The sequence below is a fragment of the Rhizobium sullae genome (assembly GCF_025200715.1).
Classification (GTDB): Bacteria; Pseudomonadota; Alphaproteobacteria; order Rhizobiales; family Rhizobiaceae; genus Rhizobium; species Rhizobium sullae.
Genome location: NZ_CP104143.1, coordinates 1,916,427 through 1,933,343, shown reverse-complemented (window position 1 = coordinate 1,933,343; position 16,917 = coordinate 1,916,427). Strand labels below are relative to the sequence as shown.

15 protein-coding genes are annotated in these 16,917 nt (G+C 62.2%); 14 read left to right on the top strand and 1 reads right to left on the bottom strand.

Features of this window, described 5'->3' with window-relative positions; all coding sequences use genetic code 11:
- The first annotated feature begins 74 nt into the window (after positions 1-74).
- The 13 genes from N2599_RS09760 (at position 75) to N2599_RS09700 (ending at position 15,370) form a co-directional block, all read left to right on the top strand.
- Positions 75-1,292 carry a deoxyguanosinetriphosphate triphosphohydrolase gene (locus N2599_RS09760; protein ID WP_027509302.1) on the top strand — a complete coding sequence of 406 codons (1,218 nt, stop codon included), beginning with the start codon at positions 75-77 and terminating at the stop codon, positions 1,290-1,292.
- Between the two features lie 53 nt (positions 1,293-1,345).
- The gene (argS, locus tag N2599_RS09755; RefSeq protein WP_027509303.1) at positions 1,346-3,103 is read left to right on the top strand and encodes an arginine--tRNA ligase; all 1,758 of its coding nucleotides are present in this window, start codon (positions 1,346-1,348) and stop codon (positions 3,101-3,103) included.
- A 61-nt stretch (positions 3,104-3,164) separates the two neighbouring features.
- Positions 3,165-6,185, top strand: coding sequence for an SPOR domain-containing protein (locus N2599_RS09750; RefSeq protein WP_027509304.1), 3,021 nt, complete (start codon positions 3,165-3,167; stop codon positions 6,183-6,185).
- Between the two features lie 118 nt (positions 6,186-6,303).
- On the top strand, positions 6,304-7,317 hold the full coding sequence (gene nagZ / locus N2599_RS09745; protein ID WP_027509305.1) for a beta-N-acetylhexosaminidase: 1,014 nt from the start codon (positions 6,304-6,306) through the stop codon (positions 7,315-7,317).
- A gap of 20 nt (positions 7,318-7,337) precedes the next feature.
- The gene (locus N2599_RS09740; RefSeq protein WP_027509306.1) at positions 7,338-8,195 is read left to right on the top strand and encodes a segregation and condensation protein A; all 858 of its coding nucleotides are present in this window, start codon (positions 7,338-7,340) and stop codon (positions 8,193-8,195) included.
- A complete protein-coding gene (gene scpB, locus N2599_RS09735; protein WP_051336513.1) occupies positions 8,195-8,908 on the top strand; it encodes an SMC-Scp complex subunit ScpB in 714 nt (237 codons plus the stop codon). Before N2599_RS09740 ends, scpB begins: the two co-directional genes overlap by 1 nt.
- Positions 8,909-9,096: 188 nt before the next feature.
- Positions 9,097-9,288: a twin-arginine translocase TatA/TatE family subunit gene (locus N2599_RS09730; RefSeq protein ID WP_027509308.1), complete on the top strand. Its 192-nt coding sequence runs from the start codon at positions 9,097-9,099 to the stop codon at positions 9,286-9,288.
- Positions 9,289-9,337: 49 nt separating this feature from the next.
- Positions 9,338-9,964 carry a Sec-independent protein translocase protein TatB gene (gene tatB, locus N2599_RS09725; RefSeq protein WP_027509309.1) on the top strand — a complete coding sequence of 209 codons (627 nt, stop codon included), beginning with the start codon at positions 9,338-9,340 and terminating at the stop codon, positions 9,962-9,964.
- On the top strand, positions 9,961-10,788 hold the full coding sequence (gene tatC, locus N2599_RS09720) for a twin-arginine translocase subunit TatC (protein ID WP_027509310.1): 828 nt from the start codon (positions 9,961-9,963) through the stop codon (positions 10,786-10,788). The genes tatB and tatC overlap by 4 nt, the downstream gene beginning before the upstream one ends.
- 101 nt (positions 10,789-10,889) lie before the next feature.
- Positions 10,890-12,173: a serine--tRNA ligase gene (gene serS / locus N2599_RS09715; RefSeq protein ID WP_027509311.1), complete on the top strand. Its 1,284-nt coding sequence runs from the start codon at positions 10,890-10,892 to the stop codon at positions 12,171-12,173.
- A 4-nt stretch (positions 12,174-12,177) separates the two neighbouring features.
- Positions 12,178-12,945, top strand: a complete 768-nt coding sequence (gene surE, locus N2599_RS09710; RefSeq protein ID WP_027509312.1) for a 5'/3'-nucleotidase SurE — start codon at positions 12,178-12,180, stop codon at positions 12,943-12,945.
- A gap of 6 nt (positions 12,946-12,951) precedes the next feature.
- Entirely contained in the window at positions 12,952-13,605 is a 654-nt protein-coding gene (locus N2599_RS09705) for a protein-L-isoaspartate(D-aspartate) O-methyltransferase (RefSeq protein ID WP_027509313.1), read from the top strand.
- Positions 13,606-13,777: 172 nt separating this feature from the next.
- Complete coding sequence (locus N2599_RS09700; protein ID WP_027509314.1) at positions 13,778-15,370, top strand: peptidoglycan DD-metalloendopeptidase family protein; 1,593 nt, start codon at positions 13,778-13,780, stop codon at positions 15,368-15,370.
- 75 nt (positions 15,371-15,445) lie between these two features.
- On the opposite strand, the gene N2599_RS09695 is transcribed toward N2599_RS09700, so the two are convergent.
- Complete coding sequence (locus tag N2599_RS09695) at positions 15,446-16,318, bottom strand: ATP-binding protein (RefSeq protein WP_027509315.1); 873 nt, start codon at positions 16,316-16,318, stop codon at positions 15,446-15,448.
- A gap of 210 nt (positions 16,319-16,528) precedes the next feature.
- Between N2599_RS09695 and yajC the strand changes: the two genes are divergently transcribed.
- Positions 16,529-16,876 carry a preprotein translocase subunit YajC gene (gene yajC / locus N2599_RS09690; RefSeq protein WP_022715367.1) on the top strand — a complete coding sequence of 116 codons (348 nt, stop codon included), beginning with the start codon at positions 16,529-16,531 and terminating at the stop codon, positions 16,874-16,876.
- Positions 16,877-16,917 lie beyond the last annotated feature (41 nt).

Below are 16,917 nucleotides of genomic sequence, written 5' to 3'. Positions count from 1 at the left end.
CCGGCTATAGGTATGAAGAGCGGAATGCGGCGTCAATGGGCGAGGTGCTGCGCGATGTTGAATGACGGTGAAAAATGAAGATCGACAGGCAGGCATTGGGTTTCGGAAATGGGGAGCGGGCGACCTATGCGTCAGACCCCTGGACGACGCGCGGAAGGCTTTACGCCGAAAGTTCCAGCCCGACTCGCTCCGAATTCCAGCGTGACCGCGACCGCATCGTCCATACGACGGCCTTTCGCCGTCTGAAGCATAAGACGCAGGTTTTCATCGCGCAGGACGGCGATCATTACCGCACGCGTCTCACGCATACGATCGAAGTTGCCCAGATCGCCCGCGCGCTGGCGCGGGCCCTGAAGCTCGACGAGGATCTGGCCGAGGGCGTTGCGCTCGTCCACGACTTCGGCCACACACCGTTCGGCCACACTGGCGAGGACGCGCTGCACGACGTTCTCTTGCCCTATGGCGGTTTCGACCATAATGCCCAGTCGCTTCGCATCGTCACCAAGCTGGAGCGACGCTATGCCGAATTCGACGGCATCAACCTGACCTGGGAGAGCCTGGAAGGCCTCGTGAAGCACAATGGGCCGCTGCTGACGAAGGACGGGCAGGGCAAGCGCGGACCGGTGCCACAGCCGATCCTCGATTACTGCGAAATCCACGACCTTGAGCTTGCGACTTTCGCCAGCCTCGAAGCACAGGTGGCGGCGATCGCCGACGACATAGCCTATAACACGCATGACATCGACGATGGTCTGCGTTCGGGCTACCTGACGTTCGAGATGCTGGAGGAAATTCCGTTCCTTGCTGGATTGATGGCCGAGGTCCGGGGGCTTTACCCTCATCTTGAGAAGAGCCGGTTCACGCATGAGATCATGCGCCGGCAGGTCACGCGTATGGTCGAGGACGTCATTGCCGTTGCCCAGGAGCGCCTGTCCGAGGTGAAGCCAAAAAGCGTCAAGGATATACGCGAGGCGGGCAGGGTGATCGCGACCTTCTCGAAGGAGATGTCGGAGACCGACAGGCAGATCAAGCAGATGCTCTTCGAGCGAATCTACCGCCATCCCGATATCATGCGGATCCGGGCAGGTGCTGCGCAGATCGTCACCGATCTCTTCGCCGCCTACATGGCCAATCCCAAGGAGATGCAGAGCCACTACTGGGTCGACCATATCGCAGGTCTTGCCGATGCGCCGAAGGCCCGCCATGTCGGCGATTATCTGGCGGGCATGACGGACACCTATGCGATCAGCGCCCACAGGCGATTGTTTGACCACACTCCGGATTTGCGATAGGCAGCGGTCGCCGCGGCAGGAGTTGCGGCAGAGCCTATGCATGGAAGAGTGCGATGAACCTTTTTACCGACTTCGAAGCCAGGATTAAGAACGCCCTTGAACAGATTGATATCGTCAAGGAAAAGCGATCCGAGCTCGATTTCGGCCGCATCGCCGTTGAGCCGCCGCGCGACGCAAGCCACGGCGATGTCGCGACCAATGCCGCGATGGTGCTTGCAAAGCCGCTAGGCACCAATCCGCGCGCGCTCGCCGAAATCATCATCGCCAAGTTGAAGGAAGATGCCGACGTCGCCGACGTCTCAGCCGCCGGCCCCGGCTTCATTAACATCAGGCTGTCCGTCGGTTACTGGCAGCGCTTGCTTACCGCGATCATCGAGGCGGGAACCGATTACGGCCGCTCGACGCTTGGCGCGGGCAAGAAGATCAATGTCGAATATGTCTCGGCAAACCCGACGGGTCCGATGCATGTCGGCCATTGCCGCGGCGCCGTCGTCGGAGACGCGCTTGCGAACCTTCTCGCCTTCGCAGGCTACGCCGTCGAGAAGGAATACTACATCAACGATGCCGGCTCGCAGATCGACGTGCTGGCGCGCTCGGTCTTCCTGCGCTATCGCGAAGCGCTCGGCGAAAGCATCGGCGATATTCCGCCCGGCTTTTATCCGGGCGATTACCTGATCCCGGTCGGCCAGTCGCTTGCCATCGACTACGGCGTGCGGCTGCACAACATGCCGGAAGAGCAGTGGATGCCGATCGTCAAGGATCGCGCGATCGACGCGATGATGGTGATGATCCGCGAGGATCTCGCAGCCCTCAATGTGCATCACGACATCTTCTTTTCCGAGCGGATGCTGCATGGGGCCGGGGGTGCGGCCATCCGCACGGCGATCAACGACCTGACTTTCAAGGGCTATGTTTACAAGGGGGCGCTGCCGCCGCCGAAGGGTCAGGTGCCGGAAGACTGGGAAGACCGCGAGCAGACGCTCTTCCGCTCGACCGAAGTCGGCGACGACATGGACCGCCCGCTGATCAAGTCGGACGGCTCCTATACCTATTTCGCCGCGGACGTCGCCTATTTCAAGAACAAGTTCGATCGCGGCTTCGACGAAATGATCTATGTGCTGGGCGCCGACCACGGCGGTTACGTGAAGCGCCTGGAGGCCGTTGCGCGCGCCGTTTCCGAAGGCAAGTCGGAGCTTACCGTGCTGCTTTGCCAGCTCGTCAAGCTCTACCGCAACGGCGAGCCGGTGAAGATGTCGAAGCGCTCCGGCGACTTCGTGACGCTGCGCGAGGTCGTCGAAGAAGTCGGCCGCGATTCTGTACGCTTCATGATGCTCTACCGCAAGAATTCCGAGCCGCTCGACTTCGATTTCGCAAAAGTAACGGAGCACTCGAAAGACAATCCGGTCTTTTACGTGCAGTATGCGCATGCCCGTTGCATGTCGGTTTTCCGCCAGGCGAAGGAGGCGTTTCCCGATCTCGACCTGTCGCCCGCAGACCTTGCCGAAGCGGTCGTCGGCATCTCGGATCCCACGGAATTGCAGCTGGTTGCGAAAGCTGCGGAATTCCCACGTATCATCGAATCTGCGGCCCAGTCCCACGAGCCTCATCGCATCGCGTTTTACCTCTATGATCTCGCGAGTTTCTTCCATGCGCACTGGAATAAAGGTAAAGATCAAACGGAATTACGATTTGTTAACGATAAGAACCGAGAATCGAGTATTGCCAGACTTGGGCTGGTGTATGCTGTCGCTTCGGTTTTGAAGGCAGGACTTGCCGTTACAGGCACTGCCGCTCCGGATGAAATGCGATAACGTCACCATTTCCCCACATTGCGCTGGCATTTGACCGCGTGGGTTTACGGGTGGGATGAGTATGGCTGACAAACAACTGGCGTATGATACGCGAAAGAAGACGGAGCTTTTCGATGAAGGCGATCCGCTGGCTGAGCTTGCGCGTATCGTCGGCTTCGAGCCGCGCGTAGCCGCTAATACGGTTCCGGATGTGCCCCGGCAGGAGCCGGCATTCAATCTCGAGGACGAGCTTCTTCGCGAATTCGAGCGTTTCGACGCTCCCCGTCCACTTGCGGCCCTCGATCGTCCGGCCGAACCTGCCACCGCGGAATATGACTATCCCGCCGCCGACGCCATTGTCGAACCCGAGCCTGTCGATCCGCCAGTCGCCGCATCGCTCGCCTCGGAGGGGGTCGAGGTTCTTTCCGCCGCCGATTGGGCCGCGCCCCAGGGGTCCGAACCCGTTTTTGGTGGTGCCCGCGATCTGATCGAGGAGCTTGAGCTTTCGATCGGCGGCCCCACCGTTCAAATTCCGCAGGCAACCCCTGCCAAGGCGCCGCAGTGGTCGGCCGCCAGCATCAAGCTGCCCCTCGCAAACTTCCATGCAGCTCGCCGTGACGAGCCGGTTGAAGCGCCCGTCGAAGCGGTTGCGCCTATCGAAGCGGTCGCTGCTCCCGAGCCGCAGCCCGAGCCTGTTGCGCAGGTTCAGCCCATTGTCCAGCCCGAACCTGTCGCGGAGCCGGTCGCCTTTGACCCTGCCGAGGAATTTGAAGCGGCAGCTCCGCAGGGCTTCCCCGCCGAACTCGATCGCCATGACGACATGGTCGTGGAAGAAGCGCCAGTGCAGGAAATGCTCGCGCCGGTCGAGACGCCAGTTGCGATGGAGCCCTCCGTTGAGGCTGAACCCTTCGATCTGGTTGCTGCCGCAACGGAAGGCGTCGTACAGGCGGATGCCGCGCTGACTGAAGCGCCTCCCGAAGATCAGCCGATCGCCTTTGATTTCGATGACTTGTTGGCGGACGTCTCCCGTTATCCGGTTCCTCAGCGGGCGGCATCTGCGCCTGTGGAGCCGAAGGCGGCACCTTTCGAACAGTGGGAGCCACTGGTCCTCGCACCCGCTGTTGCTGCGTCTGTCGCCGCTCCAGTAGCTGATGCTCCTGCCGCTGCTGCTGAAGTTCCCGATGTGGCTGCACCTGCTAGGCAGGACGCTGATAGCGAAGATCCGTTTGCCGGCCACGATTTCGAACTCGATCTCGAAGGCATCGAACTCGAACTCGCCGATCTTGATTTTGCCGAGCCTGCAAAAGCGCAGGAGCTTGCCCCTGTCGTTGCGATGGAGCCTTCTGCCGTGGCTGCCGCCCGGCCGGTTGGGCATGCTGCCGCCGTTTCAGTTTACGAAGCGCCGCATCCCGTAGCTGTGGAGAGCAAAGCGGCCGCAGTCGATGCCGAGGAAGAGCTGCCCTTCGATGCCTCGATGATTACCGAGGCCGACCATCATCCAGAGACCGTCGAAGAGATGCATGTGCCCTCGCTGCCGCCCGTCGAGCAGCCGACGCCGGTTGCGCCGGTGAACGACTTCGATTTCGACGTCGACGCGGAAATCGCGAGCCTTTTTGAGACGTCGACCCAAAAAGCGCCGGCTGCGGCTGCACCTGCCTGGGCTCCTGCAGCCGCGCCCGCTTGGGCTCCTGCAGCAGCGGCAGCGGTTGTTGCGGCAGCGCCGGCGGCCGTTCGGCCGCAGGCGGCCAGTGGTTCTGACGAATTCGAGCGTGCGCTTGAGGAGGATTTCCGCCGCAGTGTTCGCGAACCCGTTCGCCGGGCCGATGCGCCTACCGAGGTCCGTATCCAATCCGCGGCTGAGGCCGAGGACATGGGCCGTGCCCGTTCCATGAAGCGGCTGCTTGCGGCTGCGGCTCTGATCGTTGTCTTCGCCGGTGGCGCCTATGGCGTCTATTCGGTTGTGACCGACGGCGGCCTCGGCATCGCCGGCGGAGAACCGCGGGTGATCGTGGCAGACAAGGAGCCGGTCAAGGTCGTTCCGGAAAATCCGGGCGGCAAGACCGTGCCGAATCAGGACAAGGCGGTCTATGACCGCGTTGCCGGTGCCACAGAGGCGCCGAAGCAGAAGGCGCTCGTTTCATCCGATGAAGCGCCGGTCGATGTCGTTCAGCGCACGCTGACGCCCGAAGTTCTGCCGGAAGACAACGACGGACCCATCATCGACAATCCGGCAAGCACGCCGGTCGGTGACACGCAGGATCCGCGTCTGCTGCCGAGCGAGGATACGGCGGAGAACGGTGCTGCGGCCGATGATGGCCCGGATGGCGATCGTCCTCCGGCCGTTGCGCCGCGCAAGGTCCGCACGATGGTCGTCAAGCCGGACGGAACGCTGGTCGCCCGCGAAGAGCCTGCCGCACCGGTTGAAGAGCCCGCCGTTCAGCCGCCTGCGGCTGCGACGGCCTCTAGCGGTTCCGCCGCAAGCTTCCCGGCGAGCAGGGAGGTTGCCTCCGCCGATATCCGCGCGACGCCCGTTGAAACGACGACGGTCGCGCCGCTGCCCGCCGCGCAGCAGCCATCCACGTCTAGCCTGGACACGTCTCCCTTGGAAAAGGTTGCCGCTGCAAACCCGGAAAATGCGAAAATCGATCAACCGGTCCGCCCGATCCAGACGCCGCCGGTAGCTGAAAAGCCGGCCGATACGGCGCCGGTACCGACGGCCCGTCCTGCCGAGCAGCCGGTGAATGTCGTCAGCACGGTGACCGAGAAAGGCAACGTCCGCCCGGCGGAACAGCAGCCGAAGCCGGCTGAAGTCGCATCGGTCGAGCCTGCCGCCGCCAAGCCGCAGCCGGCTGCACCGGCTGGCGGGTACGGCATGCAGATCGCGTCGCTGCCATCCGAAGCGGAGGCGAACAAATCCTATGCGAACCTGTCGAAGAAGTTTGCAAGCGTTCTCGGCGGCCGCAGCTTTGAAATCCGCAAGGCCGAGATCGCCGGCAAAGGCACGTTCTACCGCGTCCGTATCCCGGCGGGCTCCAAGGACGAGGCCGCAGCCCTTTGCGAGCAATATCGCTCAGCCGGCGGAAGCTGCCTGATTTCGAAGTAAGCGGTTGACCGTTCGATCCAGAGCGGCGGGCACGTCCCGCCGTTTTTTATGCGCTGCTTTCCTGTGAATGGCGCTTGACCTTACTCGCAATTCCCCGGCAGGCCTCTATGATTCGGATATGACCGAATCAAAAGCGATGATCCTGGGCTGTAGCGGCCTGTCACTCACCTCGGAAGAAACGGCCTTCTACAAGGCTGAACGACCTTGGGGCTTCATCCTCTTCGGGCGTAATATCTCCGAGCGGCAGCAGATTGCCGACCTGGTTGCCGAAATGCGTGAAAGCGTCGGCTGGCACGCGCCGGTTCTGATCGATCAGGAAGGGGGCCGTGTGCAGCGCATCCGCCCGCCGATCCTGCCGCATTATCCCTCCGGGCAGACGCTCGGGGATATCTACCGGCGAGACCGGGAGCAGGGGCTGCGCGCCGCCTGGCTGATGTCGCGGCTGCACGCGTTCGATCTTTTGAAGTTCGGAATCAATGTCGACTGCCTGCCTGTTCTCGACGTCCCGGTGGAGGGCAGCAGCAGCGTCATCGGCAACCGCGCCTATGGCGGCGATCCGAAAACGGTTGCCGATATGGGACGCGCGGCGGCGGAGGGGCTGAAGGCGGGCGGGGTACTGCCGGTGATGAAGCATATGCCGGGCCACGGCCGCGGCCGTGCCGATTCCCACCACGAACTGCCGGTCGTCACCGCCTCGCGCGATGAACTGGAAGCGCACGACTTCCCACCCTTCATCGCCATGAAGGACGAGCTTGCGGCCATGACCTGTCATGTCGTCTTTACTGCGATCGATCCGGACAATCCGGCGACGACCTCGCGCAACGTGATCGACGGCGTGATCCGCGAGCGCATCGGCTTCGGGGGGCTGTTGCTTTCCGACGATACGTCGATGAACGCATTGGCCGGGACAATCGGTGAGCGTGCTGCGAATATCATTGCAGGCGGATGCGATATCGTGCTGCATTGCAACGGGGATATGGACGAGATGCAGCAGGTCGTGGCAAATACGCCGGTATTGGCGGGCGCCTCGCTGGAGCGCGCGAATGCCGTGCTGGCGGGCTTCCCCGAAGCTGATCAGGCAGACGAGGCGGCGATCCGCGCCGAATTCGACGGCATGTTCGCAGCCGTCTGAGCGATGGAAGAGAGGCAGCGGTGAACACGGTCAAGGGCACAGAGCGGACACAGGCGGCAACGCCGATGGAGAAGCTTTGGCAGGACAACGGCGCCGAACGCGCCAGCCATGAGCCGGCGCTGGTGATCGACGTCGCCGGCTTCGAAGGTCCGCTCGACCTCCTCCTTTACCTCGCCCGCAATCAGAAGGTCGATCTTTCGCGCATCTCTGTGCTGGCGCTTGCCGAGCAGTATCTCCAGTTCATCGAAACTGCCCGCCGAATCCGCATCGAGCTTGCCGCTGACTATCTCGTGATGGCGGCGTGGCTCGCCTATCTCAAGTCCCGGCTGCTGATCCCGCAGCAGGTTAAGGACGATGGTCCCACCGGCGAGGAGATGGCCGCAACGCTTGCCTTCCGCCTGAAGCGCCTCGAAGCGATGCGGGAGGCTGCAAGCGGGCTCGTCAACCGCAATCGTCTCGGCCGCGATATCTTTGCCCGCGGCGCGCCGGAGCATATTCCAGACAGACAAAAATCCGCTTACGAGGCAAGCCTTTACGACCTTTTGACCGCCTACGCGTCGCTGCGCCAGCGCCAGGCCGTGACCCAGGTCACGATTGCGCGCCGCACCGTCTGGTCCCTGACCGATGCCCGCGACCTGCTGACGCGCATGATTGGGGAGGTCAGCGGCTGGACGGCGCTGGAACATTATCTGCTACGGTATATGGCATCGCCGGACGAGCGCGTCACGGCAATCGCCAGTGCCTTTGCCGCCTCGCTTGAACTCGTGCGCGAGGGCAAGCTGGAGATCCGCCAGGACGCTGCCTTCGAGCCGCTCTATCTGCGCCGGGGACCGAAACATGCGACCCTGCAGGTCGTCGAGCAGGAGGGGTCCGCTTGATGGATTCCAGAGACTATATTGGCCGCGACGAAGGCGAGGGCGCTTCCCGGCAAAATTTCCAGGCGGAAATGGAGGCCGAGCGCATCGCGGAGGCTCTGGTCTTCGCCTCCGCGCAACCGGTTTCCGAAGCTTTCATCGCCGATCGTCTGCCGGGGAATTTCAACGTCCGCGCCGTCATGCTCCGGATCAAGGAGCAATATGCGCCGCGCGGCGTCAACCTCGTCCAGGTCGATGACGCCTGGGCATTCCGCACCGCAGCCGATCTCTCCTTCGTCATCCGCCGCGACGAGAACGAGGTCAAGAAGCTATCGCGCGCGGCCCTCGAGGTGCTGGCGATCATCGCCTATCACCAGCCGGTGACCCGTGCCGAAATCGAAGATATCCGCGGCGTGCAGACCTCACGCGGCACGCTGGACGTGCTGATGGAAGCAGGCTGGGTGCGTTTCCGCGGCCGCCGCCGCACGCCCGGCCGGCCCGTGACGCTCGGCACGACCCGCGATTTCCTCGATCATTTCGGCCTCGAGGAACTTCGCGACCTGCCCGGAATCGAGGAGCTGAAGGGTGCCGGCCTTCTTTCCGGCCGCATCCCTGCAAATTTCAATATCCCATCGCCCTTGATGAGCGACGAACTGACCGAGGACGAGGATCCGATCACGCAGATGGACCTTGAGGAATTGGGCCTTCTCGCCCCGCGCGGCGCCTCCGAAGATTAGTGTGATCCGGTCTTTGTTTTGACACCGACGGCGAAAACAATAGAGATCACTATAATTCGATACCCGGACGGCTTGTCATTATGGGCGAACCCGTGACATTAAGCGTCAATCCGAGGGGAGTTTTGATGTTGGAAACGATGTCGGAAGCTCTTACATCGAAGGAAGATCGCAACAGGGAGTATGCGTAAATGGGTTCTTTTAGTATGTGGCACTGGTTGATCGTTCTGGTCATCGTGCTGTTGCTGTTCGGCCGCGGTAAGATTCCGGAGCTTATGAGCGACGTTGCCAAGGGCATCAAGAGCTTCAAGAAAGGCATCAACGAAGACGAAACGCCGGACACAGCAAAGACCGTCGATCACAAGGCCGACGAAACGAAGTAACACGCCCGGGAACGGGCGGCTTTTGCCCCGCTTCCCCCAGGAGCCTTGAATGTTCGATATTGGCTGGACCGAGCTGCTTGTCATCGCGGTCGTGTTGATCGTCGTTGTCGGTCCGAAGGATCTGCCGCCGATGCTGCGCGCTTTCGGCAAGATGACGCAGCGTGCCCGGAAGGTCGCGGGCGAATTCCGCGCCCAGTTCGACGAGGCGCTGCGCGAAGCGGACCTTGACGATGTACGCCAGACGATCAGCGATGCGCAGCGCCTTAATCCGGCAAACAGCCTGCGCGAGGCGATGAACCCGCTTCGCCAGATGGGCAACGACATCAAGGCTGACCTGCAGAAGGCAACGGCAGTCGAAAACAAGACCGAAGCGCCGCCGGTCAGCGCGCCGGAGCCGTCGATGAGCCTGCCGGAAACGCCGCCTGTCGTCGCGCCGGCGCCGGAACCCACTGTTGTCGAAAAGCCGAAGGCCGCGCGCAAGCCCCGCGCTGCCGCCGGGAAGGCGCCGCCTGCGGCTGCAATTGCCGCCGCTCCCGCTGCAAAGCCGAAGCGCGCGGCTGCTGCAAAGACCGTCGCGGCCGCAGCAACAAAGGCTGGGCCGGCCAAACCTGCTCCGGCAGAGAAGACTGCGGCCGCTTCGAAGAAGACGGCGACCAAGAAGAAGGACGAGGCATGAGCGGTGACATTGAAGACAAGCCGCAGCCGTTGATCGAGCACCTGATGGAGCTGCGCACGCGGCTGATCTGGGCAATCGGCGCGTTCTTTGTCGCCTTCATCGCCTGCTTCATCTTCGCCAAACATCTCTTCAACGCCTTGGTCTACCCTTACAAATGGGCAGTCATCTGGGCCGGTCTCGATGTGACGAAGGCGCAGCTCATCTATACCGCGCCGCAGGAATTCTTCTTCACTCAGGTAAAGGTCGCGATGTTCGGCGGCCTTGTGATCGCCTTCCCGATCATTGCCGCGCAGGTCTACAAGTTCGTCGCCCCCGGCCTCTACAAGAACGAGCGTGCGGCCTTCCTGCCGTTCCTGATCGCTTCGCCGGTCCTGTTTCTGCTGGGTGCATCGCTTGTTTATTTCTTCTTCACGCCGATGGTCATGTGGTTCTTCCTGACTATGCAGCAGGCGCCGGGAGAGGGCGATGTCGCAATCTCGCTGCTGCCGAAGGTCTCGGAATATCTGAGCCTCATCATGACGCTCGTCTTCTCCTTCGGCCTCGTCTTCCAGCTTCCGGTCGTCACGACGCTGCTTGCCCGCGTCGGCCTGCTCACCTCGCAGTGGCTCGCCGAGAAGCGCAAGTTTGCGATCGTGCTCGCTTTCGTCGTGGCCGCCGTGCTGACGCCGCCCGATCCGCTGTCCCAGATCGGCCTTGCACTGCCGACGATCCTTCTCTACGAGATTGCCATCTACGCTGCGCGACTCGTGGAGCGCCAGCGTTCCCGGCAGGCGGTCGAAGAGGCGGACGGGTCTGCGGACGTTGCCAAGACGGACAGCGTCTGAACGGTGCTCCGAAATTCTCTCCTGAACGCATGCAGAATATCCGGTCGAGGCCCGGTCAGGCTTTGGCCGGGTCATGTCCTTCGTAACGACCCGGAACGACAATGCTCGATATCAAATGGATCCGTGAGAATCCCGAGGCGCTCGATGAAGCACTTGCCAAGCGCGGTGCGGAGCCCCTGGCCCAAAGCCTCATAGCTCTCGACGAGAAGCGCCGCTCCGCCGTGCAGAAGGTGCAGGACCTGCAATCCCGCCGCAACGCCGCCTCCAAGGAGATCGGCGCGGCGATGGCGCAGAAGAACGGCGAGCTTGCCGAAAAGCTGAAGGCCGAGGTCGCCGAAATGAAGGTTTCGCTGCCGGCCGCCGAAGAGGACGACCGCCAGCTGACGGCCGAGCTCAACGACGCCCTGGCGCGTATTCCCAACATTCCGCTCGATGACGTCCCAGTCGGCGAGGACGAGCACGACAACGTCATCGCTCGCACCATCGGCGAAAAGCCGCGCTGGAACCACACGCCGAAGGAACACTTCGAAATCGGCGAGGCGCTTGGCTACATGGATTTCGAGCGCGCCGCCAAGCTTTCCGGTTCACGCTTCACGGTGCTGACCGGCGCGCTGGCCCGCCTCGAACGGGCGCTCGGCCAGTTCATGATCGACCTCCATACGAGCGAGCACGGCTATACCGAAGTCAGTTCGCCGCTGATGGTGCGTGACGAGGCGGTGTTCGGCACGGCACAACTGCCGAAATTCGCGGAAGACCTCTTCAGGACGACGGACGGCCGTTGGCTGATCCCGACGGCTGAAGTAACGCTAACCAATCTTGTCTCGGGTGAGATTCTCGAGCAGGAAAAGCTACCGCTCCGTTTCACCGCGCTGACCCCGTCCTTCCGCTCGGAAGCCGGTTCGGCTGGGCGCGATACGCGCGGCATGCTGCGCCAGCACCAGTTCTGGAAATGCGAACTCGTGTCGATCACCGATGCCGAGAGCTCGTTCGCCGAGCACGAACGCATGACAGCCTGCGCCGAGGAAGTTCTCAAGCGCCTCGGCCTGCATTTCCGCACGATGACGCTCTGCACCGGCGACATGGGCTTCGGTTCGCGCAAGACCTACGATATCGAAGTTTGGCTGCCGGGACAGAACGCCTACCGCGAAATCTCGTCCTGTTCGGTCTGCGGCGATTTCCAGGCGCGGCGCATGAATGCGCGCTATCGCGGCAAGGACGATAGGAGCACGAAGTTCGTTCACACGCTGAACGGCTCCGGCACTGCTGTCGGCCGCTGCCTGATCGCAGTTCTCGAAAACTACCTGAATGAGGATGGGTCGGTCACTATCCCCGACGCGCTGCTGCCCTATATGGGCGGATTGACGAAGATCGAACGGGCGGCCTGAGGCGATGCGCATTCTGCTCACCAATGACGACGGCATCCACGCCGAAGGTCTCGCGGCACTTGAGCGGATTGCGCGTACCCTTTCCGACGACGTCTGGATCGTCGCGCCGGAAACGGATCAGAGCGGCCTGGCGCATTCGCTGAGCCTTTCCGAGCCGCTTCGCCTGCGTCAGGTGGCCGACAAGCATTTCGCGCTGCGCGGTACGCCGACCGATTGCGTCATCATGGGCATCAAGCAGGTGATGGACATCAAGCCTGACCTCGTGCTTTCTGGCGTCAATTCCGGCTCGAACGTCGCCGACGACGTCACCTATTCCGGCACCATCGCCGGCGCCATCGAAGGCACGATGCAGGGCGTGCGTTCCTTCGCGCTGAGCCAGGCCTACACTTATTCAGACGGCGCGCGCATCGTGCCGTGGGAAGTCGCCGAGGTTCACGCGCCGGCGCTGCTTGACAGGCTGATGAAGGTTGACTTGCCTGAAGGCACCTTCCTCAACCTCAATTTCCCGAACTGCCGTCCGGATGAGGTGCAGGGCGCCGAAGTCACCGCCCAGGGCAAGCTTGCCTTCAACCTGCAGGTCGACGCGCGCTCCGACGGCCGCGGCTTGCCCTATTACTGGCTGAAGTTCGGCGAGCGTGCCGGCGCCTTCACCGAGGGCACGGATATTCACGCGCTGAAGCATAATAAGATTTCGGTAACACCTTTGAAACTGGATCTGACCGATTATTCCGTGAAGGACCGCGTGGTGCGGGCGCTTTCTGGTACGGAGTAGGACATTTTGACGGCACGGCTGGTCGAGAAGGAAGGTTTTGCAGCACTTGTCCTGAGGCTGCGGGCGGAGGGGATATCGGACATCGACCTCCTGACCGCCGTCGAGCAGACGCCGCGCGCGCTCTTCGTGCCGCCGCAATTTGCCGACGATGCCTATTCCACCCGGACGATCCCGATCGAGTGCGGCTCGTTCCTGGAGGGCGTCGATCTCGCTGTCCGTATCCTTTATCTTTTGAAGGTGAAGCCCGGCCAGCGTGTGCTGGAAGTGGGTACCGGCAGTGGTTTCACCGCAGCTGTCATCGGCCGCATTGCCGAGCGCGTTTTGACGATCGACCGCTACAAGACGCTGACGGCCAACGCGCAGCGCCGCATGGATCAGCTCGGCCTTCGCAGCGTCATCGTCCGCCAGGCCGACGGCAGCAATGGCCTGCAGGGCGAGGGGACTTTCGACCGCATCCTTGTTACAGCCGCTTTCAATTCCATGCCGCGCTTTTATGCGGACCAGCTCGTCTCCGGCGGTTCGATGATCGCACCGCTGATGATGTCCGAGGACCAGTGCCGCATGGTGCGGCTGACGAAGACCGGCAGCCGTTTCGAGCGCGAAGAGCTTTTCGACGTGCCCTATCTGTCGATCGTGCCGAGACTGGCTTCCCAGCTCTGACGGGCATTCCCTCGCCATTTTCCGGGTGTCGGGCGTCTGCGATTTCTCACCCGCAAAACTATGGTTATCAATTCCTCAAAAAAATCGCACTGATTCCAGCGCTTTAACCGGGTGGTAACACTAACGCGCTTTAATATGCCCACGAATGGTTGAGTTATGAGTGGGTCGAGTCATGCGTTTTAGCGTTTCGCCAAAGTTCGGAAAGCCGGCCGGCAATATCTTGTTTGTTGCCTTGTTGGCAAGCGCCGCTACGGGCTGCAGTTCGGATGTGACCCGCTTCGGCGGCCTCTTTGCCGGGTCGGGTCAAGATCAGATGACGACCGGTTCTGTACCGAGGCGGAACATGAGTGGCTCACAGGGCGATCCTGTCCCGAGCGCCGATCTTCAGTCCGGAATGGCGCAACCCTCATACAATGCCAGCAATAATGCATTGAATCAGCCTTATCCGGCGACAACCGCAACGACCCGCTCCAGCGCGCGCCTTGCCTCCGCTCCGGTTTCCGTCCAGCGCACCGAACTTGCGGCGCCGGCGGGCGCATCCTCGATGCCGTCGCGTGAAAAGCAGGTCGCGATGGCGCAGGCGTTCCCCGCGTCGTCCTCGGGATCGCAGGCTCCGCGCCAGATGCAGGCCGCTCCGAAGCTGGCTGCACCCGATCAGATGACAACAGGCACGACGCCGAAGGTTTCTGGCTGGTCCGCCGCTAATGCGCCTTCCGTCCTGGTTCGTCCGGGCGAAAATCTGACGACCCTCGCCAACCGCTACGGCGTTCCCGAAAAGGAAATCCTTCGCGTCAACAACATGAAGTCGGCCGCTGCCATCAAGCCGGGCGAAACGATCCTCATCCCGACCTTCAACGGCGGCAGGAATGCGGCCAAGGCTTCGGCGCAGGCCGCCGACATTTCCAAGAGTGGCAAGCTTCCGCAGCCGTCGAAGACGCCGGACCAGAACCTCGCGGTACTGCCGGCTGCGAACGCTGCTCGCGACAAGTCGCAGGCAAGCACAGATGCTGCCGCGGGCAAGATTGCGGCCGGTGCCGGAAAGGATCCGAAAGCAGGCGGCGGCACTTACACGGTCAAGCCGGGCGATTCTCTCGCCAAGATTGCCAGGGCGACTGGCACGAAAATCGACGACATCAAGGCTGCGAATAATCTCTCGGCAACCTCGATCCGCATCGGCCAGACGCTGACGATCCCGAACGGCTCCGCTTCCGCCGATCAGACGAAGACTGCGTCCATTCCGGCCAAGGCCGAACCGAAGCCTGCGTCCCCTGCCGCAGTTGAAACGGCCTCCGCTCAGCCGGCCTCCTACCAGCCGCCGGTTGCAACGCAGACCGTCGATGAAGTCCAGAAGAAGTCCGACGTCGCCTCAGCCGCCCCGGAATCGACCGGCATCGGCAAATATCGTTGGCCGGTCCGCGGGGCCGTCATCGCGGCCTATGGCGCAAACGTCAACGGCAGCCGCAACGATGGTATCGACATCTCGGTGCCGCAGGGCACGCCGATCAAGGCCGCCGAAAACGGTGTGGTCATCTATGCGGGCAACGGCCTGAAGGAACTCGGCAACACCGTTCTCATCCGCCACGACGACGGCACCGTGACCGTCTACGGCAATGCCGACACGCTGAGCGTCGCCCGCGGCCAGAAGATCCAGCGCGGACAAACCGTCGCCGTCTCCGGCATGAGCGGCAGCGTCAAGCAGCCGCAGGTCCACTTCGAAGTCCGCAAGGACGCCTCGCCGGTCAATCCGATCACCTTCCTCGAATAGGTAAAGCGTCTCGGGGAAGTGCAAAAGCCCGGCCGACCGCCGGGCTTTTGTCGTTTTGCACTGGATATAGCCTGTTTAGCTGCGGGCGAGAGCGATCCGCATGCGCCCTGCAAGATCCTGGATATACTGCCATGCGACGCGGCCGGAGCGCGCACCGCGCGTGGTCGCCCATTCCAGCGCTTCAGCATGCATCTTCTCGCGGTCGAGTGTCAGCTTGAAATGCTCGGCATAGCCGTCGATCATTGTGAGGTAGTCTTCCTGGCTACATTTGTGGAAGCCGAGCCAGAGACCGAAACGGTCGGAAAGCGATACCTTCTCTTCGACGGCCTCGGATGGATTGATGGCGGTCGACTGCTCGTTCTCCATCATGTGGCGCGGCAGCAAGTGGCGGCGGTTGGAGGTGGCGTAGAAAAGCACGTTGTCCGGCCGGCCTTCGATGCCGCCGTCGAGCGCTGCCTTCAGTGACTTGTAGGCGGTATCGTCATGGTCGAAGGAAAGGTCGTCGCAGAAAACGATGACGCGATGCGGCGCTTCCTTCAGGATATCGAGCAGCGTCGGCAGGCTCGCAATGTCTTCGCGATGCACCTCGACGAGCTTCAGCGAAACGCCGCTTTCCTGGCGAACGTCTTCATGGACCGCCTTGACCAACGACGACTTGCCCATGCCGCGCGCACCCCAGAGCAGCACGTTGTTGGCAGCAAACCCGTCGGCAAAACGCACCGTATTCTCGTGCAGGATGTCGCGCACATGGTCGACGCCACGGATGAGTTTCAAGGCCACACGGTTCGGCCGTGCGACGGGCTGCAGGTGCGTGCGGGCGGGCGACCAAACGAAACAGTCGGCAGCATTCCAGTCGTTGGGGCCGGGTGCCGGACCCGCCAACCGCTCGACCGCGTCGGCAAGCCGCCGCAGCTCCTGCAAAATGACGCTGTTCAATTCTTCGGCCATCGCATGTCCTCCTGAATTTCCTGCCGTGGCGTCCGCGCCAAAATTTTCGATGCGGAGTAGCATGGCCTTTCCAAAGCGGAAAGGTTATGAGACAGGGGAATCGGTACGCCCGCAGGCTGTTTTTGTTGCATTCATCCTTGCCGCAACTATAGTCCGGCCACCCGAAAAAGAGAGGCGGATATACGCCGCCCGTAGTTGAGGAGCCTATCAATGTTCATCACCCCGGCATTTGCCCAGGCCGCACCGGATGCCGCTGCGTCGCCATTCGGCTCCGGCTTCGAAATGATCATCCTGTTCGTGCCACTGATGGTCGTCTGGTACTTCCTGCTGATCCGTCCGCAGCGCGCCCAGGCCAAGAAGCGTGCAGAAACGCTGAGCGCGATCCGCCGCGGTGACCAGGTGGTCACGGCCGGCGGCCTCGTCGGCAAGGTGACCAAGGTCGTCGACGACAAGGAATTGGAAGTCGAAATCGCTGAAGGCGTGCGCGTCCGCGTGGTCCGTAGCGGTATCGCAGACGTTCGCGTGAAGGGCGAGCCCGTAAAAGCAGACGCCGCGTAATTCCGGCAGGCAGAGCAGCCGGATCAGAGGTGTCGAGACTG

Excerpts from the sequence above, each read along its gene's own strand:
- N2599_RS09760 (WP_027509302.1), top strand. The coding sequence starts at position 75 with ATGAAGATCGACAGGCAGGCATTGGGTTTCGGAAATGGGGAGCGGGCG.
- N2599_RS09750 (WP_027509304.1), top strand. The coding sequence starts at position 3,165 with ATGGCTGACAAACAACTGGCGTATGATACGCGAAAGAAGACGGAGCTT.
- tatC (WP_027509310.1), top strand. The coding sequence starts at position 9,961 with ATGAGCGGTGACATTGAAGACAAGCCGCAGCCGTTGATCGAGCACCTG.
- N2599_RS09695 (WP_027509315.1), bottom strand. The coding sequence starts at position 16,318 with ATGGCCGAAGAATTGAACAGCGTCATTTTGCAGGAGCTGCGGCGGCTT.
- argS (WP_027509303.1), top strand. The coding sequence starts at position 1,346 with ATGAACCTTTTTACCGACTTCGAAGCCAGGATTAAGAACGCCCTTGAA.
- serS (WP_027509311.1), top strand. The coding sequence starts at position 10,890 with ATGCTCGATATCAAATGGATCCGTGAGAATCCCGAGGCGCTCGATGAA.
- tatB (WP_027509309.1), top strand. The coding sequence starts at position 9,338 with ATGTTCGATATTGGCTGGACCGAGCTGCTTGTCATCGCGGTCGTGTTG.
- surE (WP_027509312.1), top strand. The coding sequence starts at position 12,178 with ATGCGCATTCTGCTCACCAATGACGACGGCATCCACGCCGAAGGTCTC.
- scpB (WP_051336513.1), top strand. The coding sequence starts at position 8,195 with ATGGATTCCAGAGACTATATTGGCCGCGACGAAGGCGAGGGCGCTTCC.
- yajC (WP_022715367.1), top strand. The coding sequence starts at position 16,529 with ATGTTCATCACCCCGGCATTTGCCCAGGCCGCACCGGATGCCGCTGCG.
- nagZ (WP_027509305.1), top strand. The coding sequence starts at position 6,304 with ATGACCGAATCAAAAGCGATGATCCTGGGCTGTAGCGGCCTGTCACTC.
- N2599_RS09730 (WP_027509308.1), top strand. The coding sequence starts at position 9,097 with ATGGGTTCTTTTAGTATGTGGCACTGGTTGATCGTTCTGGTCATCGTG.
- N2599_RS09700 (WP_027509314.1), top strand. The coding sequence starts at position 13,778 with ATGCGTTTTAGCGTTTCGCCAAAGTTCGGAAAGCCGGCCGGCAATATC.